21 protein-coding genes are annotated in these 21,967 nt (G+C 65.4%); 11 read left to right on the top strand and 10 right to left on the bottom strand.

Features of this window, described 5'->3' with window-relative positions:
* Window positions 1-9: 9 nt before the first annotated feature.
* Window positions 10-1,038 (bottom strand): Bug family tripartite tricarboxylate transporter substrate binding protein, encoded by a 1,029-nt coding sequence (locus ISG32_RS16635; protein ID WP_194772137.1) that lies wholly within the window; start codon window positions 1,036-1,038, stop codon window positions 10-12.
* Between the two features lie 204 nt (window positions 1,039-1,242).
* Here ISG32_RS16635 and ISG32_RS16640 point away from each other — a divergent pair, with 204 nt between their 5' ends.
* The gene (locus ISG32_RS16640; RefSeq protein WP_194772138.1) at window positions 1,243-2,217 is read left to right on the top strand and encodes an AraC family transcriptional regulator; all 975 of its coding nucleotides are present in this window, start codon (window positions 1,243-1,245) and stop codon (window positions 2,215-2,217) included.
* Window positions 2,218-2,241: 24 nt separating this feature from the next.
* Here the strand turns inward: ISG32_RS16640 and ISG32_RS16645 are convergent, their stop codons facing one another.
* Window positions 2,242-4,032 (bottom strand): acyl-CoA dehydrogenase, encoded by a 1,791-nt coding sequence (locus ISG32_RS16645; protein WP_194772139.1) that lies wholly within the window; start codon window positions 4,030-4,032, stop codon window positions 2,242-2,244.
* Between the two features lie 579 nt (window positions 4,033-4,611).
* On the opposite strand from ISG32_RS16645, the gene ISG32_RS16650 reads away from it, so the two are divergent.
* The 8 genes from ISG32_RS16650 to ISG32_RS16685 all read left to right on the top strand — a co-directional run bounded on the left by ISG32_RS16650 (window position 4,612) and on the right by ISG32_RS16685 (window position 12,895).
* Entirely contained in the window at window positions 4,612-5,592 is a 981-nt protein-coding gene (locus ISG32_RS16650) for a quinone oxidoreductase family protein (protein ID WP_194772140.1), read from the top strand.
* Between the two features lie 133 nt (window positions 5,593-5,725).
* The gene (locus ISG32_RS16655) at window positions 5,726-6,574 is read left to right on the top strand and encodes a TauD/TfdA dioxygenase family protein (protein WP_194772141.1); all 849 of its coding nucleotides are present in this window, start codon (window positions 5,726-5,728) and stop codon (window positions 6,572-6,574) included.
* A gap of 17 nt (window positions 6,575-6,591) precedes the next feature.
* Window positions 6,592-7,161: an RBBP9/YdeN family alpha/beta hydrolase gene (locus ISG32_RS16660; protein ID WP_194772142.1), complete on the top strand. Its 570-nt coding sequence runs from the start codon at window positions 6,592-6,594 to the stop codon at window positions 7,159-7,161.
* A gap of 18 nt (window positions 7,162-7,179) precedes the next feature.
* Window positions 7,180-7,842: a DsbA family oxidoreductase gene (locus tag ISG32_RS16665; protein WP_194772143.1), complete on the top strand. Its 663-nt coding sequence runs from the start codon at window positions 7,180-7,182 to the stop codon at window positions 7,840-7,842.
* Window positions 7,843-7,850: 8 nt separating this feature from the next.
* The gene (locus ISG32_RS16670) at window positions 7,851-8,165 is read left to right on the top strand and encodes a Rieske (2Fe-2S) protein (RefSeq protein ID WP_194772144.1); all 315 of its coding nucleotides are present in this window, start codon (window positions 7,851-7,853) and stop codon (window positions 8,163-8,165) included.
* Between the two features lie 24 nt (window positions 8,166-8,189).
* On the top strand, window positions 8,190-9,845 hold the full coding sequence (locus ISG32_RS16675; protein ID WP_194772145.1) for a fatty acid--CoA ligase: 1,656 nt from the start codon (window positions 8,190-8,192) through the stop codon (window positions 9,843-9,845).
* Between the two features lie 278 nt (window positions 9,846-10,123).
* Window positions 10,124-11,362, top strand: coding sequence for a porin (locus ISG32_RS16680; protein ID WP_194772146.1), 1,239 nt, complete (start codon window positions 10,124-10,126; stop codon window positions 11,360-11,362).
* Between the two features lie 153 nt (window positions 11,363-11,515).
* A complete protein-coding gene (locus ISG32_RS16685) occupies window positions 11,516-12,895 on the top strand; it encodes a spinster family MFS transporter (protein WP_194772147.1) in 1,380 nt (459 codons plus the stop codon).
* 110 nt (window positions 12,896-13,005) lie between these two features.
* Here the strand turns inward: ISG32_RS16685 and ISG32_RS16690 are convergent, their stop codons facing one another.
* The gene (locus ISG32_RS16690; protein WP_194772148.1) at window positions 13,006-13,485 is read right to left on the bottom strand and encodes a DUF2938 family protein; all 480 of its coding nucleotides are present in this window, start codon (window positions 13,483-13,485) and stop codon (window positions 13,006-13,008) included.
* Window positions 13,486-13,576: 91 nt separating this feature from the next.
* Here ISG32_RS16690 and ISG32_RS16695 point away from each other — a divergent pair, with 91 nt between their 5' ends.
* Window positions 13,577-14,035, top strand: coding sequence for a helix-turn-helix domain-containing protein (locus ISG32_RS16695; RefSeq protein WP_194772149.1), 459 nt, complete (start codon window positions 13,577-13,579; stop codon window positions 14,033-14,035).
* A 119-nt stretch (window positions 14,036-14,154) separates the two neighbouring features.
* On the opposite strand, the gene ISG32_RS16700 is transcribed toward ISG32_RS16695, so the two are convergent.
* The 5 genes from ISG32_RS16700 to ISG32_RS16720 form a co-directional block, all read right to left on the bottom strand.
* Entirely contained in the window at window positions 14,155-15,090 is a 936-nt protein-coding gene (locus ISG32_RS16700) for a BKACE family enzyme (protein ID WP_194772150.1), read from the bottom strand.
* Window positions 15,091-15,128: 38 nt separating this feature from the next.
* Window positions 15,129-15,887: an SDR family NAD(P)-dependent oxidoreductase gene (locus tag ISG32_RS16705; RefSeq protein WP_194772151.1), complete on the bottom strand. Its 759-nt coding sequence runs from the start codon at window positions 15,885-15,887 to the stop codon at window positions 15,129-15,131.
* A 36-nt stretch (window positions 15,888-15,923) separates the two neighbouring features.
* Window positions 15,924-16,340 (bottom strand): carboxymuconolactone decarboxylase family protein, encoded by a 417-nt coding sequence (locus tag ISG32_RS16710; RefSeq protein ID WP_194772152.1) that lies wholly within the window; start codon window positions 16,338-16,340, stop codon window positions 15,924-15,926.
* Between the two features lie 11 nt (window positions 16,341-16,351).
* The gene (locus tag ISG32_RS16715; RefSeq protein ID WP_194772153.1) at window positions 16,352-17,350 is read right to left on the bottom strand and encodes a Bug family tripartite tricarboxylate transporter substrate binding protein; all 999 of its coding nucleotides are present in this window, start codon (window positions 17,348-17,350) and stop codon (window positions 16,352-16,354) included.
* 111 nt (window positions 17,351-17,461) lie between these two features.
* Complete coding sequence (locus ISG32_RS16720; RefSeq protein ID WP_166302775.1) at window positions 17,462-18,520, bottom strand: BKACE family enzyme; 1,059 nt, start codon at window positions 18,518-18,520, stop codon at window positions 17,462-17,464.
* Window positions 18,521-18,682: 162 nt separating this feature from the next.
* Here ISG32_RS16720 and ISG32_RS16725 point away from each other — a divergent pair, with 162 nt between their 5' ends.
* A complete protein-coding gene (locus ISG32_RS16725) occupies window positions 18,683-19,666 on the top strand; it encodes an AraC family transcriptional regulator (protein ID WP_194772154.1) in 984 nt (327 codons plus the stop codon).
* Between the two features lie 20 nt (window positions 19,667-19,686).
* Here ISG32_RS16725 and ISG32_RS16730 read toward each other — a convergent pair whose 3' ends face one another.
* A complete protein-coding gene (locus tag ISG32_RS16730; RefSeq protein ID WP_228529877.1) occupies window positions 19,687-20,406 on the bottom strand; it encodes a response regulator in 720 nt (239 codons plus the stop codon).
* Between the two features lie 8 nt (window positions 20,407-20,414).
* On the bottom strand, window positions 20,415-21,815 hold the full coding sequence (locus tag ISG32_RS16735; RefSeq protein WP_194772155.1) for an ATP-binding protein: 1,401 nt from the start codon (window positions 21,813-21,815) through the stop codon (window positions 20,415-20,417).
* Window positions 21,816-21,967 lie beyond the last annotated feature (152 nt).

Here is a 21,967-nt window from a genome sequence, read left to right on the forward strand (position 1 = left end):
ATCTGCCCGTCACAGCTTGATGTTCGCCCCCTTCAACACCTTTCCCACGCGCTCGTAGTCCGCGAGCAGTTCCGTGTGCAGTGCCTGCGTGCTGCGGCGGCTGCCGGGCTCGAAGCCGGACTGGGTCAGCGCGTGCTTGAACTCTGGCGTGTCCATGGCCTGTTGCACCAGTTGCTGGATCATCAGTTGCTTGTCTGCGGGCAGGGCGCTGTTGGCCCACAGGCCCATCCAGCCGGTGTAGGTGAGTTGCGGCAGGCCGGCCTCCTGAAAGGTGGGAACGTCGGGCAGCAGGGGCGAGCGCTGAGGGGAGGTGATGGCGATCGCCTTGATCTTGCCCGAGCGGATGAAGGGCAGGGATGTGGCGAGGCCGTCGAACATCAGCGGGGTATGGCCGCCCATGACGTCGTTGAGTCCTGCGGTGGAGCCCTTGTAGGCCACATGTTCGAGCTTGGCGCCGGTTGCCTGCGCGAGCAGCAGGCCCGCGACGTGCGACATGGTGCCGGGGCTGTAGGAGGCGTAGCTCAGGCCTGCGGGCGACGACTTGCTCAGCTGGATCACTTCCGCGAGGTTTTTCGCGGCGACGCCGGGTGCCGTCACCAGCACGATGCCGCCGCGCGCGAGATCGGCCAGGGGCACGATGGCCTTGCGGGTGTCCTGCCGCATCTTCACGATGTGCGGGATTTCGCTGACGAGCGAGCTGACGCCGACCAGCAGCGTGTTCGGGTCCACGGGCGCCTGCAGCAGGTCATTGACCGCGATGACGCCGGCCGCGCCGGGCTTGGGGTCGATGATGAAGGGGTGCTTGGACAGCCGGTTGAGCTGGTCGCCCAGGGCGCGTGCCACCACGTCGGCCGAGCCGCCCGCAGGACCGGCGACGACGAGGCGCACGGGCTTGTCGGGCCACGCGGACGTGGGCTTGGTTTCGGCGACAGACAGGCCGGTGAAGCCGCTCACGCCAGCGCCGAGGGCGATGGCCGATGCGGCGCGCAGCAGGCTACGACGGGCGGGGACGTGGAGGTTGTTGTGTGGTTTGTGCATGTCTCTGGTTTCCTGCCATAGGTCGAGTGAACTCGTACCATTGACTGTAGGCAGATGGCCTGTTTGAATTTCTCATTTCACGACATTGATTTCTCATAACGCGCCATGCGGTATAAACCCTGATAGGGATCAAAGTGAAGTCGTCAAAACTTCGCCTCGTTTTTCGGATGGTGCGCTATGGATACGTTGGTCAGGACCGTGACCTTGAACGGTTTTTTGAACGTCTGCAATCTGCAAGGCGTGAATTCACACCAATTGCTCAGGCAAGTGGGACTGGATGCGAGCGCGCTGGTCGAATCGGATCGGCACATCTCGGCCGAGACGCTGTGCAAGCTGCTCGATCTGGCGGCCAAGGAGTCGGGCTGTTCGGCGTTCGGCATCCAGATGGCGCAGAACCGGCAGACGCTGGACTTCGGGATTCTGGGCGTGCTGATGCGCCACCAGCCGAGCCTGCGCGACATGTGGCAGAGCGCCATTCAATACCGCAAGCTGCTCAACGACGCCACGGCGATCTCGCTGGAGCAGTCGGGCGATCTCAGCATCCTGCGCTTCGAGCTGCTGATCGACTCGCAGATTCCGCAGACGCAGTCCTGCGAGCTGGTGCTGGGCGTGGCGATGCGCACCTGTCAGGCCGTGCTCGGCGCGGCGTGGTCGCCCAAGGAGGTGCGCTTCATGCATCCGCCGCCCGCAGAGCAGTACCAGCACAAGCAGTTCTTCGGCTGCCCGGTGAGCTTCAACAGCGAGTTCAACGGCATGGTGCTGCGCACCGTGGACATGAACGCCACCAACCCCGCTGCCGATCCTGAACTGGTGCGCTATGCGGAGAGCGTGGTCATGCCGTTGCGCGCGTTTGGTGACAACGCGCTGCTGCAGGAGGTGCGCAAGAACATCTATCTGCTGATGCCGCTGGAGCAGGCCTGCATCGAGCGCGTGGCCGAGCAGATGCACCTGAGCACGCGCACGCTGCAGCGCCAGCTCGACCACAGCGGCACCAGCTTCTCGGAGGTGCTCGACACCGTGCGCAAGAACCTGGTGCTGCGCTACATGAACAACAGCCGCTACTCCATCGGTCAGGTCGCGTCGCTGACCGGCTACTCGCGCCAGGCGTCGTTCACCCGCTGGTTCCATGTGAACTTCGGCATGAGCCCACGCCAGTGGCGGCAGACGCGACCGGCGTGAGTTTCTTGCGGCGGCGGGGCCCGGTCAGAACGCGTCCATCGCGAGCTCCATGACCGAGCCGCCACCGTGGCGGATGCTGTCGGCCTGCGCGGGTGCCTTGGCCAGAATGTGCTCGGCGAAGAAGCGCGCCGTGCTCACCTTGGCGCGCATGAAGGGCGCGTCGTCTCCATCGGCCAGTGCCTGCTCGGCCGCCAGCAGCGAGCGCGCCAGCTGCCATCCGGAGAGCAGCGCGCCGGTCAGCATCAGGTAGGGCACGCTGCCCGCATAGGCCTCGTTCGGGCGCTCCTTGGCGTTCGACACCATGAAGTCCACCACGTCGAGAAACGCATTGCGCGCGCTGGCCAGACGATCGGCCATCACGGTCGCTGCCGGGCTGCCGCTGGCGTGCAATGCGGCTTCGGTCTCGGCGATCTGCGCGGCGATGGAGTGGGCGAGGGCGCCGCCGTCGCGCGCCGTCTTGCGGCCCACCAGATCGTTGGCCTGAATCGCGGTCGTGCCTTCGTAGATCGGCAGGATGCGCGCGTCGCGGTAGTGCTGCGCGGCGCCGGTCTCCTCGATGAAGCCCATGCCGCCATGCACCTGCACGCCGAGGCTGCAGACCTCGACGCTCGACTCGGTGGTGAAGCCCTTGACAAGCGGGACCATGAATTCGTAGAGCGCCATCTGCTCGCCGCGCACCTGCGCGTCGGGGTGCGCGTGGGCGCGGTCGAACGCACCAGCGGCGGCGCACGCGAGCGCGCGGCAGCCCTCGTTCAGCGCGCGCATGGTCATGAGCATGCGGCGCACGTCGGGGTGGTGGATGATGGTCACGCTATTCTTGGCGCTGCCGTCCACCGGACGGCTCTGCACGCGCTCGCGGGCATAGGCGGCTGCGCGCTGATAGGCGCGCTCGGCCACGGCCAGACCCTGAATGCCCACGCCGTAGCGCGCCGCATTCATCATGACGAACATGCACTCGAGCCCGCGATTCTCTTCGCCCACGAGGTAGCCGACGGCACCGCCATGGTCGCCGAACTGCAGCACGGCGGTGGGCGACGCCTTGATGCCGAGCTTGTGCTCGATGGACACGCAGTGCACGTCGTTGCGCTCGCCTGGCGCGCCATCGGCGTTGAGCAGAAACTTGGGCACGACGAACAGGCTGATGCCCTTGACGCCCTCGGGCGCGCCGGCCACGCGCGCCAGCACCAGATGGACGATGTTGTCCGTCATGTCGTGCTCGCCGTAGGTGATGAAGATCTTGGTGCCGAAAATCTTGTGGCTGCCATCGGCCTGCGGCTCGGCGCGCGTGCGCAGCAGCGCGAGATCGGAGCCCGCCTGCGGTTCAGTGAGGTTCATCGTGCCGGTCCATTCGCCGCTCACCAGCTTGTGCAGATACGCGTTCTGCAGTTCGGGGCTGGCGGCGGTGAGCAGGGCTTCGATGGCGCCGTCGGTCAGCATCGGGCACAGCGAAAAGCCGAGGTTGGCGCTGTTGAACATTTCCGCACAGGCCGCGCTGATGGTCTTGGGCAGCCCCTGTCCGCCGAACGCGGATGGATGCTGCAGGCTCTGCCAGCCGCCTGCGACGAACTGATGATAGGCGTCGCGAAAACCGGGCGCGGTGGTCACGTGGCAGCCCTCGAAGCTCGCCGGGTGGATGTCGCCCTCGCGGTACAGCGGAGCGAGCACGCCTTCGCTGAACTTCGCGCATTCCTCGAGCACGGCCTGCGCCGTGTCCGCATCGAAATCCTCGAACTCGGGAATCTGCGCCAGCGCGTCGATGCCGGCGAGATGCCGCATGTTGAAAAGCATGTCCTTGATGGGGGCGGAATATGACATCGGAATACCTCGGGGAAACAATGAAAATCAGAGGGGAACGCGCCTGCGTCACTTTCGAAAATAACGAAAGGGCATTGTGTCGCGGTTGAATATGCTTGGTGAACAGGTGCGCTGTCGCGGGGTGATTCTAATTTGAATATCTTGTTTTCTCGTTGCGCTGATTTTTTCAAATCGCGCCAACTTCATGCACGCCTCGTCTGCCTTTCTTGTGAATGCGAATTTGGCGACTGACCTTGTTCTTGATATTTTGCTTATAGATCAATGGTTTATGGTGTTTCTGCTTGCCGGTGAGGCAGCCTTTCGAGGGCTTAGGTGTTTTCCATGAGTGACGCTTTTGGGGAAAAACTTGGCGCGAATAGAGAAATATTCTTCGCCTGAATCCATATAGTCCAATCCACTGCTTCCATGCCTTTCATTGATTTTGGTTTCTCGCTGAAATCCGGCGATGGCATTGAATGGAAGTGAATGCGTTTGCGGGTATTGGATATTCGATGAATATCAATTTCATTCTCGAAACCCGCGACGCATTCATGCACTGAGTGTTTGATATTTAGTTGATTGATTGATTGGAGTTTCCCCATGGCAAAGATGACCCGTTTCCACGAAGTTGGTGGCCCCGAAGTCCTCAAGTACGAGGACGTGGAAGTCGGTGCGCCGGGCGCGGGCCAGGTGCGTCTTCAGCATGGCGCGGTGGCGCTGAACTTTGCCGACACCTATTTCCGCAGCGGTCTTTATCCCGCGCCGATGCCATCGGGCATCGGCAGCGATGCGTGTGGCACGGTCACGGCGGTGGGCGCTGGCGTCACGGCCTTCAAGGTGGGCGACCGCGTGACCTACACCGGCGCGCACAACACTCTGGGCGCCTACAGCACGGAGCGCCTGATCGACGCGTCCACGCTGATGCGCCTGCCCGACGCCATCACGTTCGAGACCGCAGCCGCGATCACGATGCGCGGTCTGACGGCTGCGTATCTGATGCGCCGCATCTACGACTTCAAGGGGGGCGAGACGATTCTGCTGCACGCGGCTGCGGGTGGCGTGGGCCTGCTGGTGTCGCAGTGGGCCAAGCTGCAGGGGCTGAACGTGATCGGCACCGTGTCGTCCGACGCCAAGGCCGAGGTGGCCAAGGCGCACGGCTGCGATCACACCATCAATTACAGCCACGAGGACGTGGCGGCGCGCGTGCGGGAGATCACCGGCGGGCAGGGCGTGCATGTGGTCTACGACAGCGTGGGCAAGGATACCTTCGAAGGCTCGCTCAACAGCTTGAAGCGCCGTGGTTTGATGGTCTGCGTGGGCACGGCGTCGGGAATGATTCCGCCGTTCAATCCGCAGATCCTCGCGATGAAGGGCTCGCTGTTCCTCACCCGTCCCGCATCGGCCGACTATCTGGCCGACCCGGCGGAGAAGGCCGCGCTGGCTGCGGAGCTGTTCGACCACATCGCCTCGGGCCGCATCCGCGCTGACATCAGCAAGCGCTACGAACTGGCCGATGCCGTGCAGGCGCATCGCGACATGGAAGCGCGAAAGATCATCGGCAGCGCCATCTTCACCGTCTGAAACGAGGCAGTCCTCGCTGCGGGGCGGCCCTTGCTCGGCCGCTCCCGTCTGGCGCGCGCCAGTTTCGAATGCGGTGACCGATGCGACGTACTTTGAACAACCGATTTCAACACCCACAAGGGGACAAGACACTATGCGAGTCGAACAACTGACCTGTTCCATCGGCGCTGAACTCACCGGCGTGAGCCTCAGCGACGCGGTGCGCGACGATGCGCTGTTTGCGGAGATCCGCAAGGCGCTGCTCACGCACCGCGTGCTGTTTCTGCGCGATCAGGACATTCCGCGCGCCGACCATGTCGCGTTCGCGCGCAAGTTCGGTGATCTCGAAGACCATCCGGTCGTCGGCAGCGATCCTGAGAATCCCGGCCTGCTGCAGATCTACCGTTCGGCCGAAAGCCCGCCGGAGCGCTACGAGAACTCCTGGCACTCCGACACCACCTGGCGCGAGGTGCCGCAGTTCGGCGCGGTGCTGCGTTGCGTGGAATGCCCGACCGTCGGCGGCGACACGATGTGGGCCAACATGGTCCTCGCCTACGAGCGCCTGCCGCAGTCGGTGAAGGAGCAGATCGCCGACCTGCGCGCGCGCCACAGCATCGAGTGCACCTTCGGTGCGGCCATGCCAACGGACAAGCGTCTGGCGCTGAAAGAACGCTTCCCCGATCCGGAGCATCCGGTGGTGCGCACCCATGCCGACACGGGCGAGAAGATTCTCTATGTGAACGGCTTCACCACGCACTTCACCAACTTCCACACCGCCTCACGCGTGCGCGTCGGTCAGGACCACAGCCCGGGCTCGGGCGACCTGCTGCGCTATCTGATCAGCCAGGCGCAGATCCCCGAGTACCAGGTGCGCTGGCGCTGGAAGCCCAACAGCATCGCGATCTGGGACAACAGCGCGACCCAGCACTACGCCGTCATGGACTACCCCGCATGTAACCGCAAGATGGAGCGCGCGGGCATCATCGGCACGCGGCCGTTCTGAGCGAGGCGAGACCACTGATGCACAACTATCCCGCCGATCTCACCTTCGTGCTCGTTCCCGGTCTGCGCGACCATGTGGAAGACCACTGGCAGACCCATCTGCAAAAGGAACTGCCGCGCTCCGTCACGGTGCCGCCGCTCGAGCACGACAAGCTCAGCCGCGTGGCGCGCGTGCAGGCGCTGGTCGAAACGCTCGACAGCGTGGAAGGCCCCGTGGTGCTCGTCGCGCACAGCGCGGGCGTGATCACCACGCTGCACTGGGCGACGCAGTTCTCAAGGCCGATTCGCGGCGCGCTGCTGGCCACGCCCGCCGATCTCGACGAGCCGCTTCCCGAGGGCTATCCCGCGCAGTCGCAACTGCAGTCCAACGGCTGGACACCGGTGCCGCGCGCGGCGCTGCCGTTTCCGGCCATCCTGGCCGCCAGCCGCAATGATCCGCTGGCGCGCTTCGAAAGCATGGAGCAGAGGGCCGGGGACTGGGGCGCGCGCCTCGTCGATCTCGGCGAGGTCGGCCACCTGAATCCCGCTGCGGGCTATGGTCGTTGGGACGGCGTGCACGCGCTGCTCGGCGAACTCGCGCGTCCCTGAAGCAGCGAGGCATCCGACATGAGCACTGACACCACACTGGACCGCGCTCCCGCGCTGCGCGTGGACTACGCGCTCGACCTGATCTGTCCCTGGTGCTGGATCGGCTTGCGCCATCTGCGCGCGGCTCTGCGCGGCCTGCTGGCGCACGACCCCGGCATCGCGCTGCAGCTGCGCTGGCACGCCAGCACGCTGCTGCCGCACATTCCGACCGAGGGCGTGGCCTACCAGGCGTTCTACGAGGCGCGCCTTGGCAGCCGCGAGGCCGTGCTCGCGCGGCGCGCGCAGGTGCAGGCCCACGCGCGGCCCGTGGGAATCACGCTCGCGTTCGATGCCATCGAGCGCTTTCCCAATTCGGCGTTGGCCTGTGCGCTGGTCAACGTGGCGCAGGAGCAGCTCGGCCTGATCGCGATGTGCGACTTCGTCGAAAGCCTCTACGACGCGTATTTCGTGCAGGGGCGTGACATCGGCCAGGCACGCGTGCTGCTGGAGCTCGCGGGCGCTGCGGGCGTGGCATGTTCGCCCGAGCAGCTCATGGAGGCCGGCCTGCGCTCGTGCGGTCTGTCGAGCCAGGGCGTGCCGCACTATGTGTTCAACGAGCGGGTGCAGATCACAGGCGCGGTGCCCGCCGAACAGCTGCTCGCCGCGATGGCGCAGGCCCTGCCGCATGGGGTGAGCGCATGAGAGCGCTGATGCCGGCGTCCATTCCCGCAGGCCGCGCCGATGCACTGCCGCCCGGCGCGCGCAAGCTGGTGTTCATGGGGGAGGGGGAATCCATCCTCGTGATGAACGTGGACGGCCAGTACTTCGCGATGGAAAACAGCTGCCCGCACGCGGGTGCCTCCATCGCGAGCGGCCCCTGCGAAGGCCACCGACTGAGCTGCCCCGCGCATGGCCTGCGCTTTGACATCCGAAGCGGCGAGTGCGTGGGCTCGCCCGGCATGCGCCTGACGACCTTTGCCGTGGACGTGGTCGATGGCGATCTGCTGCTGCGACCCTCCCGTTGATTCACCCATTTTCAGAGAATTGCAATGAACCCATCCGACAACCTGCTGGTGCCCACCGCATCGGCCTACACCTATCCCTTGCTGATCAAGCAGCTGCTGCTCAACTCCATGAGCCTGCATGGCGATCAGGAGATCACCTACCGCGGCGAGATGCGCTACCGCTACCGCGATTTCAACCGCCGCATCGGCCAGCTCGCCAACGCGCTCACGTCGCTTGGCACGCGCCCGGGCACGACCGTGGCCGTGATGGACTGGGACAGCCACCGCTATCTCGAGTCCTACTTCGGCATTCCGATGATGGGCGCCACGCTGTTCACCGTGAACGTGCGCCTCTCGCCCGCGCAGATTCTCTACACGCTCAATGACTCCGATGCCGAGGTGCTGCTGGTGCACACCGACTTCCTTGCGGTCATCGAGCAGATCCGCGACCAGATGCCCAAGCTCAAGACCATCATCGTGCTGTCGGACGACGGCCAGCCGGTCGAGAGCACGCTGGCCTTGGCCGGTGAATACGAGGCGCTGGTCACCAAGGCGAGCGCGGCGTTCGACTTCCCCGAGCTCGACGAGAACGCCAAGGCCGTGACCTTCTACACGACCGGCACCACGGGCGACCCGAAGGGCGTGTGCTACAGCCACCGCCACATCGTGCTGCACGCGATGGCGACGGCGCTCAGCGTGTGCTCGCCCGGCGGCTCGCAGCGCCTGTCCACGGCCGATGTCTACATGCCCATCACGCCGATGTTCCACGTGCTGGGCTGGGGCTTTCCGTACATCACCATCCTGCTCGGCCTGCGCACCGTGCTGCCGGGCCGCTATCTGCCCGAGGTGCTGCTCAAACTGCGCGAGACCGAGAAGGTCACGTTCTCGCATTGCGTGCCGACGATCCTGCAGATGCTGGTGAGCGGCGCGGAAAAATCGGGACAGGATCTTTCGGGCTGGAAGGTCATCATCGGCGGCTCGGCGCTGCCGCCGGGTCTCTGCGAGGCTGCGCTCGCCAAGGGCATGGACGTGTTCGCGGGCTATGGCATGTCGGAGACCGGCCCGGTCGTCTCGCTTGCGCTCGCGCCGGTGCAGGCCGAGCCGCTGTCCGCGCAGGATGGCCTCAAGCTGCGCTGCTCCACGGGCCGTCCCTCGCTGATGGTGGACTTCCGCGTGGTCGACGAGAACATGCAGGACGTGCCGCGCGACGGCGTCACGCGCGGCGAGATCGTGCTGCGCTCGCCCGCGCTCACGCCGCTGTACTTCAAGAAACCCGAGGCGTCCGAAGAGCTCTGGCACGGAGGTTATCTGCACACGCAGGACATCGCGGTGATGCACGCCGACGGCGTGGTGCAGATCGTGGACCGCCTGAAGGACGTCATCAAGACCGGTGGCGAGTGGGTCTCGTCCATCGAGGTCGAAGGCCTCATCACCCAGGTGCCCGGCGTGCAGGAGGCCGCCGTGATCGGCGTGCCCGATGCGAAATGGGGCGAGCGCCCCATGGCCTATGTGGTGGCCAAAGGCGAGGTCAGTGCGCAGGCGGTGCGCGAGCACCTGCTCGGCCACGTGAGCGCGCGCCGCTTGAGCGCCTATGCCGTGCCCGAGATCGAGCGCATCTGCTTTGTCGCGGAGATCCCCAAGACCAGCGTTGGCAAGGTCAACAAGAAGCAGCTTCGCGCGTCGCCTCCCCAGGCGATCTAAACGCTGAATCCACATCGCGATCTGGCCTGTCGGAGTTTGCTCCGACGGGCCTTTCGTCGTTGCTGGGTGAGTTACTCGAATTTCTGAAAAATCCTTCAAAAACATCGGGTTACGACAACCTATCGGAATCCCCTAGTGGCGCGGATAGAGAAATCAATGGCGCCAAAAGCCGAAACCGGAAGCGGCCGGAAAGTGACACTGCGGTCAGCGATGCGGCGCTCCAGAGCAATGCCCGCAGCGCAAGACAAGACCCTCAAAAGATCCATCCAGGAGACAACTTGAAAGCAAAACAATGGAGCGGCCCGCTGGCCCTGACCACGGCGACAGCCCTGTCCGCACTGTGCCTGTCCGCCATGCCCGCATGGGCGCAGAGCAGCGTGACGATCACCGGCGCCATGGACATGGGCCTGCTCAACATGTCCAACTACAGCCGCGGCACCGGCTATCTGCCCACCAGCGCGCATGACACCACCGACACCCGTGCAAAGGACGGCGGGCTCGGCGCGAGCAACATCGGCTTCAAGGGCGTCGAAGATCTGGGCGGCGGCATGAAGGCCACCTTCCATCTGCACGGCAACCTCAACCTCGCCAACGGCACGGCGGGCGGCCCCAACTCGAGCGCGACCACCTCGTTCTTCAACCAGATGTCGACCGTGGGCCTGTCGGGCAGCTTCGGCGAGATCAAGCTCGGCCGCCAGTTCTCGCCCGCCGCTTGGGCGATGATGCACACCGACGTGCGCGGCATGCGCTACTTCGGCTCCACGCTCACCGCGCTGGTGTCGATGAACGCGGCCAGCAAGTCCTGGATCGGCAACAACTCCAACGTCGCCTTCGGCACCATATACGACGACAACACGCTGGTCTACACCGCCCCCGTGTGGAACAACCTCAAGCTCGATTTCGCCTACTCCTTCGGCGAAGGGCGCGGCAAAGGCAACTCCCAACAGTCGGTGACGGCGCTCTATACCAACGGCGGCCTCAAGCTCTCGGCGCTGTACTACAACGGCTACGGCAACAACTACGGCACGGCCGTCGCGCTGCACACGGCGGCCGCCGGCGGCAACGCCGCTGCCGGTACGCGCGCGGCCGAAGCTGCGGGCTTCTCGCCCACGGCGAACACCAACCGGCTCTACGCGGCAGGCGCGCTCTACAGCACAGGCGCCTGGACCGTCGGTGGCCAGTACTACGCGGCGCGCAACCCCTCGCACGTGGTGATGCCCGGCGGCTCCGACAGCCTCGACATGCTGAACTTCGGCCTTGGCTGGAAGCCCATGCCGCAGCTCAACCTGCTGGCCGGTTACTACTACGTTCGCGACAACAAGAACGACGGCCACAAGGCGACCCAGTTTGTCATGGGTGCCGAATACCTGCTGTCGCGCCGCACCTGGCTCTACCTGCAGGGTGCCTACGTGACCAACAAGGGCGACAACATGGCCATGAGCCCGATGTACGCCACGCCCGTGGCTGCGGACCGCAACGTCCGCGCCTACATGGCGGGCGTGCGCCACACGTTCTGAGTGGCTTTGCGGGCAACGCGACACGAACGCCGATTTGAATCATCATCACGGTAGACCGACGATCATCGGCCACCCGGCGCCCGGAATTCCAACCGGGCGACGTGGCGGATGACAGGGGCCGTGACCAACCCCCTCCAAGGGACGGAGACTTTCATGATTACCACCCACGCACAGGACGAGTCCGCTGTCAGGCTCGAAAACAGCGTCAGCCGCCCACGGGCCTGGTTCGCCTTCGCCATGATCTTTCTGCTGATGATGTCCGACTACATCGACCGCCAGATCATCGTCTCGCTGTTCCCGCACCTCAAGGAGGAGTGGGGCCTGTCGGACAAGCAGCTCGGCGGTCTGGTCTCGGTGATCTCGATCGTCGTCGCGCTGGGGAGCATCCCCGTCGCCATGCTGGCCGACCGCTTCGGCCGCGTCAAAAGCATCTTCGTGATGGCCTCGATCTGGAGCTGCGCGACCATAGCCTGCATGTTCGCGCGCAACTACGGCCAGCTGTTCGCCGCGCGCGCCGTCGTCGGCGTGGGCGAGACCGGTTATGGCTCGGTCGGCTCGGCGCTCATCAGCGCCTTGTTCCCCAAGCGTCTGCACGCCACGCTGCTCGGCGCGTTCTTCGCCGCCAGCTCGGTGGGCGCCGTGCTCGGCGTGGTGTTGGGCGGCGTCATCGCCGAGCACTGGGGCTGGCGCGCGGCCTTCGGCGCGGTGGGCTTTCCGGGGCTCATCATGGCGTTGGCCTTTCTGCTCGTGCCTGACTACAAGAACGTGATCGTCAAGATGACGCCCTCGATCAAAAGCGGCGGTGGCAAGGAAAAGATCGCGCGCCTGCTGCGCACTCTGAGCCGCGGCCCGACCATGTGGATTCTCTGTGTCGCGGGCTCGTTCCAGATGATCGTCGTCTCCGCCATGTGGTCGTGGATGCCCAGCTTCTTCAACCGCTATCACGGCATGCCGGTGGTCACCGCCGCCAAGTACGCAGCCGTGCTGGTGCTGATCGGCGCATTCGGCGCGCTGTTCTGGGGTGCCGTGGCCGACCGCGTGAGCCGCCGCCGTGGCTCGCGCAAGCTGGCGCTGCTCAGCATCACCACCCTGGTCACTGCCGCGCTATTCATCGCCGCCTTCACGCTGCCGCTCACGCAGATGGCGCAGTTCGTGCTGATTCTTGCGGGTGGTTCGATGATGACCTGCACCGTAGGCGTCTCCGTCAGCGCGATCCTCGACGTCACGCATCCCGGCCTGCGCTCCACCGGTGCGGCGGTCCACGCCTTCGCGATCAACCTGTTCGGCCTCGCGATAGGACCCTTTCTCGGTGGCGTGATCTCCGACCACTGGAGCCTGCAGACCGCGCTCACCGTGATCCCCGCAGCCGGCTTCTTCGCCTCGTTCTTCTACTGGAAGGCATCGCGCCACTACGAAGCCGACGCCGCACTCGCGGCGCAGATGCTGGAGCAGGCGGATGCCGAGATTGAACCCGCTGCGATCGATGGTTCAAGCCAGGGCAAGGTGAGCGGCTTCACCAAGGCCCACGCTTGAGCGGGCGGGACGGCCGCGATGGGTGCCACGCGCCTGCGCAACGGCGGAGCGCGCGGTGACTGATCGGGCCTTGTGACAAGACTTCAGTGCAGCTCTTTTGTGGAGCTGCATCATTTCGCCATCGAGCACATCCACAACGCCAGCCACATCCCCATCCCGAACACCAGATGCGTGAGCCCCCCGACCGTTCTGCTCATCCATGGCCGCGCGGTGCGTGATGAGGCGATGCCTGCGCCCAGTGCGGGCTGCAGCAGCAGCCATGGCACGAGCACGGTGATGGCGCCGAAGAGCAGGGCGGAGGCCACGCCCGGTGACTCTCCGGCGAGGGCGAGCCAGAGGGCGGCGAAGGCGATTCCGGTCAGGTAGTGCAGCGCCCAGCCCATGGGCCTTTCATACCGTGTCGGTGGTGATTTCTGGATCGGCGCGTGGAACCAGATGCCAGTTTTCCAATGTCCGCACCAGCGCCCGAGCATTGCGTAGTCCAGCGTGGGGATGCCGATGCGGCGCAGGGCCCAGGACCAGAGGTCCATCAACGCGGTTGCGCCGATGCCGACGATGAAGGCTTCGGCCCAGCCTTTCCAATCACTCATGAAAGCTCCGTATAACTGTGTCCAACTACAGTTCGGTTTGACTGTAGAAGCTCAAGTCGACTTGAGCGCAAGCGAAACAACGGGGCATCGCATGAATATTTCCGAAGTATCCAGACGATCGGGGCTGACGGCCGCGACTTTGCGGTTCTATGAGGAGAAGGGGCTGATCCGATCGGTTGGCCGCGACGCGCGCCAGCGGGTCTTCGGCGCGGATGTCATGGAGCGGCTGGCGCTGATCGCGCTTGGGCGGGCTGCGGGATTTTCGTTGCAAGAGATCGGCGTGATGCTGCATGCGGACGGTGCAGGACCGCGCGTGGATCGCGGCATGCTGCTCGCGAAGGCGGATGAGCTCGACCGGAACATTCGCCAGCTGAAGGCCGTGCGCGACGGTCTGCGCCATGCCGCCGAATGCCCCGAGAGCAGCCATCTCGACTGCCCGGTGTTCCAGCGGCTGATGCGGGCCGCGAGCGTGGGTGAATTCGCCGCGTTGCCCGCGACGGCGGGGACGGGGCTTGCGCGCCCCGAAAAGCGATCTCGGACGGGTTCTTGACGCCGATGCGTGCTCTCGATGAACGCGAGCGCTGCACCTGACAGCAGCGGCAAGGCTCATGAAAAAGGCCACCGGAACAAGCCATTCCGGCGGCCTTTGTCATCTGCGCAGCGGCGAAATCAAAACGCTACGGCGTTCTTGCCCTTGAGTTTGAGCATTTCCCGCGTTTCATCCGGCGTGGCGACCTGCAGGTTGAGCGAACGAAGAATGTCCACGACGCGCCGCACCTGCTGGGCGTTGCTGGTGGCGAGCTGGCCGGGGCCGTCCCAGAGCGAGTCTTCGAGGCCCACGCGCACGTTGCCGCCCATGGTGGCCGACATGGTGGCCAGCGGCATCTGGCTGCGGCCTGCGCCGAGGACGGACCAGTAGTAGTCGCTGCCGAACAGGCGCTCTGCCGTGCGGCGCATGTGCTGCACGTCCTCGGGGTGGGTGCCGATGCCGCCGAGCAGGCCGAAGACGGACTGGATGAAGAACGGTGGCTTCAATATGCCCCGGTCGATGAAGTGCGCGGCGGTGTAGAGATGGCTGGTGTCGTAGCACTCGATTTCGAAACGCGTGCCGTTGTCGGCGCAGGATTCGAGGATGTAGCGGATCTCCTTGAAGGTGTTGCGGAACACGCGGTCTTCCGAGCCTTCGAGATAGGGGCGCTCCCAGTCGTGCTTGAACTCCTTCTGGCGCGCGAGCATGGGATAGAGACCGAAGTTCATCGAACCCATGTTGAGCGAGGCGATCTCGGGCTTGAGCTCGAGCGCGGGCTGCAGGCGCTCTTCCACCAGCATGTTGGGCGCGCCGCCGGTGGTGAGGTTGATGATGACGTCCGAGCGCGCGGCGATCTGCGGCAGGAACTGGCGGAACAGCGCCGGGTCCTGCGAGGGCTGCCCGGTCTCTGGGTTGCGCGCGTGCAGGTGGACGATGGAGGCGCCTGCTTCGGCGGCGGCGACGGCTTCGTCCTCGATCTGCTTGGGGGTGATCGGCAGGTGGGGCGACATGGAGGGCGTGTGGATGCCTCCGGTGATCGCGCAGGTGACGATCACTTTCTTCTGGGGTGCGGCCATGGATTTCCTTGGGATGATGGGTGTGACTGCGTGGCCGCTCACATGGCGGTCTTGCCGCCGTTGACGTGCAGGATCTGGCCGGTGATGTAGCTCGCGTGCTTCGATGCGAGGTAGAGAATCGCGTCGGCCACTTCGTCGGGCGTGCCGATGCGGTTCATCGGAATGGTGCTTGCGACCATCGGAATGTTCTGCGCGCCGCCCGCGATGCGGTCGAGCATCTCGGTGGCAATGGGGCCGGGCGCGACGGCGTTGACGCGCACGCCGTGCTGGCAGGCCTCGAGCGCGACGGATTTGGTGAAGCCCTCGATGGCGTGCTTGCTCGCCACGTACATCGGCGCGAGCGCGTTGCCGCGGCTGCCCATGGTGGACGAGAGGTTGACGATGGAGCCGGATTTCTGGGCGCTCATCACGCGCATTTCATGCTTGAGGCACAGGAAGGTGCCGAGCGCGTTGGCGTTGAAGGCGGCGGTGTAGTTCTCCACCGTCTGCTCCATGATGGAGCCGCGCGCGCCTTCGAGGCCCGCGCTGTTGACCGCTGCGTCGAGGCGGCCGAAGCGCTGCACGCATTGGTCAACGAGGTGCGCGACCTGGGCCTCGTCGGCCACGTCGGCGCGCACGAAATGCGCTTGTGCGCCCAAGCCTTGCAGCTCGGCCTGCAACTGTGCGCCGGCCGCTTCGTTGCGGCCGCTCACGACGAGCCTGGCGCCCGCGCGCGCAAACGCGATGGCGGCGGCGCGGCCGATGCCGGCGGTGGCTCCGGTGACGAGCACCACCTGATTTTCAAATGCTGTGTTCATGACGATGATGATTTCTCTGAGTGCTGAAATACGGGTTCAGCGGGAGGGCTGGTCCGTGCCGCTCGTGCTGGCGTTCGCTTCGAAACGCGCGACTTCTTCGAGCAGCATCGGCGCACCCATGCTGTTGGCATGCAGGCCGAGCACGCTCACGCCCTGCAGCACGGCGGCGATCTCTTCCTTGGTCGCGCCGAGCTCAAGCGCGCGGCGGATATGGCGGCGCGTGCCTGGACCGTACATGTGGGTGCAGGAAGCGTCGACCGCGATGGAGATGAATTCCCAGACCTTGGGCTCGATGAGGCCCTTGGTCATGGGGTGCATGGCCATGTCGAGGAATTTTTCGGTCCACACGGGGTCGAGCTCGGTGAAGCTGTTCCACTCGGGATTCCAGTAGCCGCTCTCGCGCAGGCGGTCGCTGATGGGGGTGGCGGGGGGATTGTGCTTGGGTTCGGTCATGGGGTGTCGGGTCAGGGCTGGTAGTTCATGGCGCGCAGGGACTGGCCGGTGCGTTCGTTTTCGCGCTTGAGGAATTCGGCGAGCTCGCTCATGGACTGCTGGGGCTTGCCCGCGTCCATGCCAAGCGCCGAGAGCTGGCTCTTGACCGATGTGGAGGCCACGGCCTTGAGCAGCTCCTGCTGCAGGCGCTTGCGCACGTCGATGGAAATGTCGGGCGTGGACCAGACCGAGGTGCCCATGATCTGGCTGAGATTCGGATAGCCAACCTCGGCCAGCGTCGGCACGTCGGGCATGAAGGGCGAGCGTTCGGGCGAGGTGACGGCCAGCGCGCGAACCTTGCCGGTCTTGAACAGCGGCAGGGCCGTGCCCATGCCGTCGAACATGAATTGGATCTGTCCGCCCATCACGTCGGTGAGCGCGGGTGGCGAGCCCTTGTAGCCCACGTGCTCCATGTCGAGCCCGGCGGCCTTGTTGAACTGCATGCCCTTGATGTGCGAGAGCGTGCCGGGGCTGTACGAGGCATACGACACCTTGCCGGGCCGCGCCTTCACATAGGCCACCATCTCGGCGACGTTCTTCACCGGCAGTTTCGGATCGGCCACGAGCACCAGCGGCACGCTCGCGACCTCGGCCACGGGCGCGAGGTCCTTGAACGGATCGAAGCGGAACTTGTAGCTGTGCGGGCCCTCGGTCACCAGCGAGTTGGGCGAGAGCACGAAGGTGTAGCCATCGCGCGAGCCGAGCATGGTTTCGACCGCGATGATGCCGCCCGCGCCGGGCTTGTTCTCGACGATGACGGTTTGCTTGAGATCCTGGCGCAGGCTCTCGGCGATGGTGCGCGCGATCATGTCGGAGGCGCCCCCTGCGGGCGCGGGCACGATGAGGCGTATCGGCTTGCTGGGCCAGGCACTGTCGGCCAGCGCCTGCGCTGCGGGCAGGGCCGAGAGCAGCGCACCGAACACGATGGGAATGCAGGCGCGGCGTGTGAGGAGGGGAGCTGTGGAATGCATTTGTCTCTTTCGGAATGCGCGGCGCAGGGCTTGCAATCGAGCCCTGCGCGCGCGTTTCTGCTTTTTTTCGTTTTTCTCAGGCTTTCAGGTGGCGTTCAGCCACCGCGAAACTCAGGCCACCTTGCGCAGGAAGCCCTGCTGGCCGCCATTGCGGTTCGGTGCGAAGCCGTTCTTCTCGAGCGATTCTTCGGTGGTGTCGTAGAACACGCCGATCTGGCACATCTCGCGCGCTTGCGCAGGGGTCGCGATGGGGCGGCTGCACTCCTTGGCGATGCGCACCAGCTGCTCGATTTGCGCGACGGTGCCCATCTTTTCGGTGCGGGTCTGGTTCCAGAGGTTGTCTTCGGTGCCGCAGCGCACGTGCAGGCCCATGGCGATGCCCATCATGTTGATCGGCAGCACGTTGAGCACCGAGGCCTCGACCGTGAGGATCGCGCCGTCCGGCACGGCACGCACGAAGTTGGCCAGGCTGTAGATGCTCGGCGCATCCATGCCGCCGCCGATGGCCACCCAGTTCATGACCAGCGGACCCTTGTAGATGCCGCGGCGCATCAGGCGCTCGACCGATTCAAAGCTGTTGATGTTGTAGCACTGGAAGGCGCTCTGGATGCCCGCTTCCGTCAGGCGGCGGATGTGCTCTTCGGCCCAGCCCGGCTGTGCGGGAACGGTCATTTCCTTGTAGGCGTTGAAGACGGCGGGGTCTTCCATCGACGTGCCCTTGATGTCGCGCGCGTCGAACTGCTCAAGGATGTTCATCTGCGAGGTGTTGACCGTCACGGTGACCTGGTCGGGCTTGGGATCGAGCTCTGCCAGCATGTGGCGCGTGTCGTCCGAGAGCCACTTGGCGGCGGCGCCGTCGGTCTCGGGAGCGAAGCTGATCGAGCCGCCCACCTGGATGATCATCTCGGGCACGCGGGCGCGCACGCCTGCGATCAGCTCGTTGAACTTGGACAGGCGCTTGCTGCCGCGACCGTCGAGCTCGCGCACATGCAGGTGCAGCACCTGCGCGCCGGCGTTGTAGCAGTCGACCGCCTTTTGGATCTGCTCTTCCATCGTGACCGCGATTTCGCCGGGGAAGTCGTCGGGCATCCACGAGGGCGCGTAGGGCGCGGCGGTGATGATCAGCGGTTGCTGGTTTTCGGGGAACAGGTGGCCGTCGAGGAAGTTCATGGTGTGCCTTTCAAAAGGGTCGATTGCTTGGTGGATGAAGGCCGCTTGGCGAACGTGTTGGAAGCGGTCTCCGATGGCCCTGAATTTAGGGATATAGTCGCGTTGGTGTTTGACGTTTCGGGACACTGATTTGTCCTTTTGGGACACCAAGGGAAAACCTCTATGACCGCCCTGATGCGCAGCGCCAGCCTCACCCACTACGCCGATCTGGCCACCAGCGTGGGACTCGTGCCGCTCGACATGCTCGCGGCCGTGGGCCTGCCGCGCTCGTGCTTCGACAACACGGAGCTGCGCATTCCTGCGGCCTCGGTGATGCGGTTGATGGAGCTCTCGGCCGAGGTGTCGGGCGAAGAGGCGTTCGGGCTGCGCCTGTCGGTCACGCGGCGGCTGTCGTCGTTCGGCGTGGTGGGCATGCTCGCGCGCGACGAGCCCACGCTGCGCCATGCGCTCGACACGCTCACGCGCTATCTCTATCTGCACAACGAAAGCCTGACCACGCAGATTCACGAGGCGGGCGGCGTCGCGGTGATCGAGCAGCTGCTGCTGCCGTCGGTGGGGGCGGGGCGGCAGTCGGTGGAGCTGGCGATGGGCGCGCTCTACCATACGCTGTGCCTTGCGCTCGGAAAGGACTGGCAGCCGCGCAGCGTGAGCTTCATGCATCCGCCGCCCGCCAATCTGTCGTGGCATCGCAGCATCCTCGGCAGCAATCTGCTGTTCTCGCAGGACTACAACGGCATCGCGCTCCTGTCGAGCGACATGGACGCGCCGCTGCACTTCGCCGACCCCGCCATGCGCCAGCAGGTTCGCCAACTGGTGCATGACGATCTGGAGGGCAAGGGCTTCACTTTCCGCGATGAGGTGGAGCAGCTGATCACCGCGCTCCTGCCCACGGGGCGCTGCAATGCCGACCAGATCGCCATGCATCTGGGCGTGGACCGGCGCACGGTGCACCGCAGGCTGCTCGCGCATGGCACGACGTTCACCGGGCTGCTCGACGAGATCCGCTCGGAACAGGCGCAGCGACTGATGGGCTACGGCGACCGCAAGCTCTCGGACATCGCGCCGCTGCTGGGCTTCAGCAGCCTGAGCGCGTTCTCGCGGTGGAAGCGAGGGATGAGTGAAAAGCAGGCGGCGGGCGACGAGTGACGGGCGACGGATCTGCCTGATCAGTTGCCGTTGTCCAGCACCTCGAGCCGGTAGCCGACGCCGTAGACCGAGCGGATCGGTTCGTCCTCGCTGCCCGCGTCGAGCAGCTTGCGGCGCAGGTTCTTGATGTGGCTGTCGATGGTGCGGTCCACGACCACGCGGTGGTCGGGGTAGAGCCGGTTCATGAGCTGGCCGCGCGACCACACGCGCAGCGGCGCGGCGGCGAGCGAGCTGAGCAGGCGGAACTCGACCGGCGTTAGGTCCAGCGGCCTGCCGCGAAACCGCGCGCCGAAGTTGGCCTCATCGATCTCGAGCACCTGCGCCATCTGCGCGGGCGAGTGGCGATAGCGCCTGAGCACGGCGGTGACGCGGGCCACTACCTCGCGCGGGCTGAACGGTTTGCAGACATAGTCGTCCGCGCCCACCTGCAGCCCAAGCAGGCGGTCCACCTCGTCGACGCGCGCGGTCACCATGATGATGGGCACTTCGCTGCGCGCGCGCAGGTCGCGGCACAGGTCCACGCCACTGCGGTGGGGCAGCATCAGGTCGAGCAGGACGAGGTCGTGGTGGCGCTGCGCGTAGGCGTCCAGCACCTGCGCCCCGTCGGCGATCCATTCGGTGCGAAAGCCGGCGGCCTTGAGGTAGTCGCCCAGCACCGAGGCGAGGCGCGGTTCGTCCTCGACGATGAGGATGAGGGCGTCGCCGGCGAGGGTGGTCTGGTCGTCGCTGGTCATGTTCATGCTCTGGTTCAGACCACCGCGTGCCGTGCCTGCAGCGGTATGCAGATGACGATGCGCAGGCCGCCGAGCGTCGATGCCTCGGCATGGATGCGGCCACCGTGCGACTCGACGATGTTCCTGCAGATCGCAAGGCCCAGGCCGCTGCCGCCGCTCGCGCGGTTGCGCGAGGCCTCGACGCGGTAGAAGCGGTCGAACAGGCGCTCGCGCTGCTCGGGCTCGACGCCGGGGGAGGAGTCTTCGATGCAGACATGGGCCTCGCCGCCCGACTCGTGGATCTGCACCCGGATGCGGCCGCCCGCATCGGTGTAGCGGATCGCGTTCTCGAGCAGATTGGAGATGAGCTGCTGCAATCGGCTCTCGTCGCCATGGATGAAGACCGGCGCCTCTTCGGCGTCCAGCTGCAGCGCGAGGCTTCTGTCGGCCGCGCGCGCCTGCAGGTTGGCGGCGGTGGAGCGCACGATCCGCCGGAGGTCGATGTTCTCGAACTCGTAGCTGAACTGGCCGGTCTGCGTGACCGCAAGGTCGTAGAAATCATCGACCAGCTTGTGGAGCTGCTGCACCTCGCTTTGCAGCGGTGCGAGCGTGGAGAGGTTCATTGGGCGGATTCCGTCCTGAATCGCCTCGAGCTCCGCCTTGAGCACGGCCAGGGGCGTGCGCAGCTCGTGCGAGATGTCGGCCATGAAGGCGCGGCGGTTCTGCTCGATGTTCTCGAGTTTGTCGGCAAGCTGGGAGATGTCGCTGGCGAGCCGGTCGATCTCGTCGCGGTTCATCGACGCGATGCGCTGCGAGTAGTCCCCTTGCGCGAGCCTGTGCACGAACTGCGTGAGCACCTTGAGCCGCTTGAGCAGGGTGCCGGTGAGCAGCAGCGCGATCAGCGCGGCCACGAGCACCGAGGCCGCCCCGTTGACCCAGCGGGCGCGCACCTGTGCGTTGTAGAAGCGCACGTCGCCCGCATTGATGGCCTTCTGGAACGGGACCATCGCGAGCCAGCCGACCTGCGCGCCGCCGCTCAGCACGGGCAGGCGCGTGGAGTCGTTCTCGATGCTGGCGTTGGCGTTGCCGGCGATCAGATTGCCCTGCAGGTCAAACAGCGCCAGACGCAGCACCGCGCCGGTCTGGTCCGATACCGGAGGCACGCCGCGCACCGGCGGCTCCGATCCGTCCGGCGGGCGCATCATGTGAAACCAGGCGCTGGTGTTGGTGCGCAAGAACTCCCAGTCGCCATGTTCGGCATAGGCCGCGCCCACGAGCGGCGCGACGCCGCGCATGCGCTCGACGCCCTGCTCGTTGAGATAGCCCAGAAAGTCGCGGGTGAAGAAGTGGCGCGCGAAGACGCCGTTGATGGCGAGCACGACGGCGCAGGCGGCAAGAATCGCAAGAAAGAGTTTGACCGAGAGTCTCAGTCGCATGGAACGTGCTCGAAAAGTGGGAAGACCGCTCGATTGGGCACCAGAGCGATGCGCCCCGTCAACCGGGCTGCGGAACCTGCGCGGCAGTCGCGGGGAATTCCATACTTCCTGCACATTTGCAATCGAACATGGGTGCTTTCCAATCCATACAC

It is taken from the genome of Diaphorobacter caeni, assembly GCF_015354245.1.
Taxonomy (GTDB): domain Bacteria; phylum Pseudomonadota; class Gammaproteobacteria; order Burkholderiales; family Burkholderiaceae_C; genus Diaphorobacter_A; species Diaphorobacter_A caeni.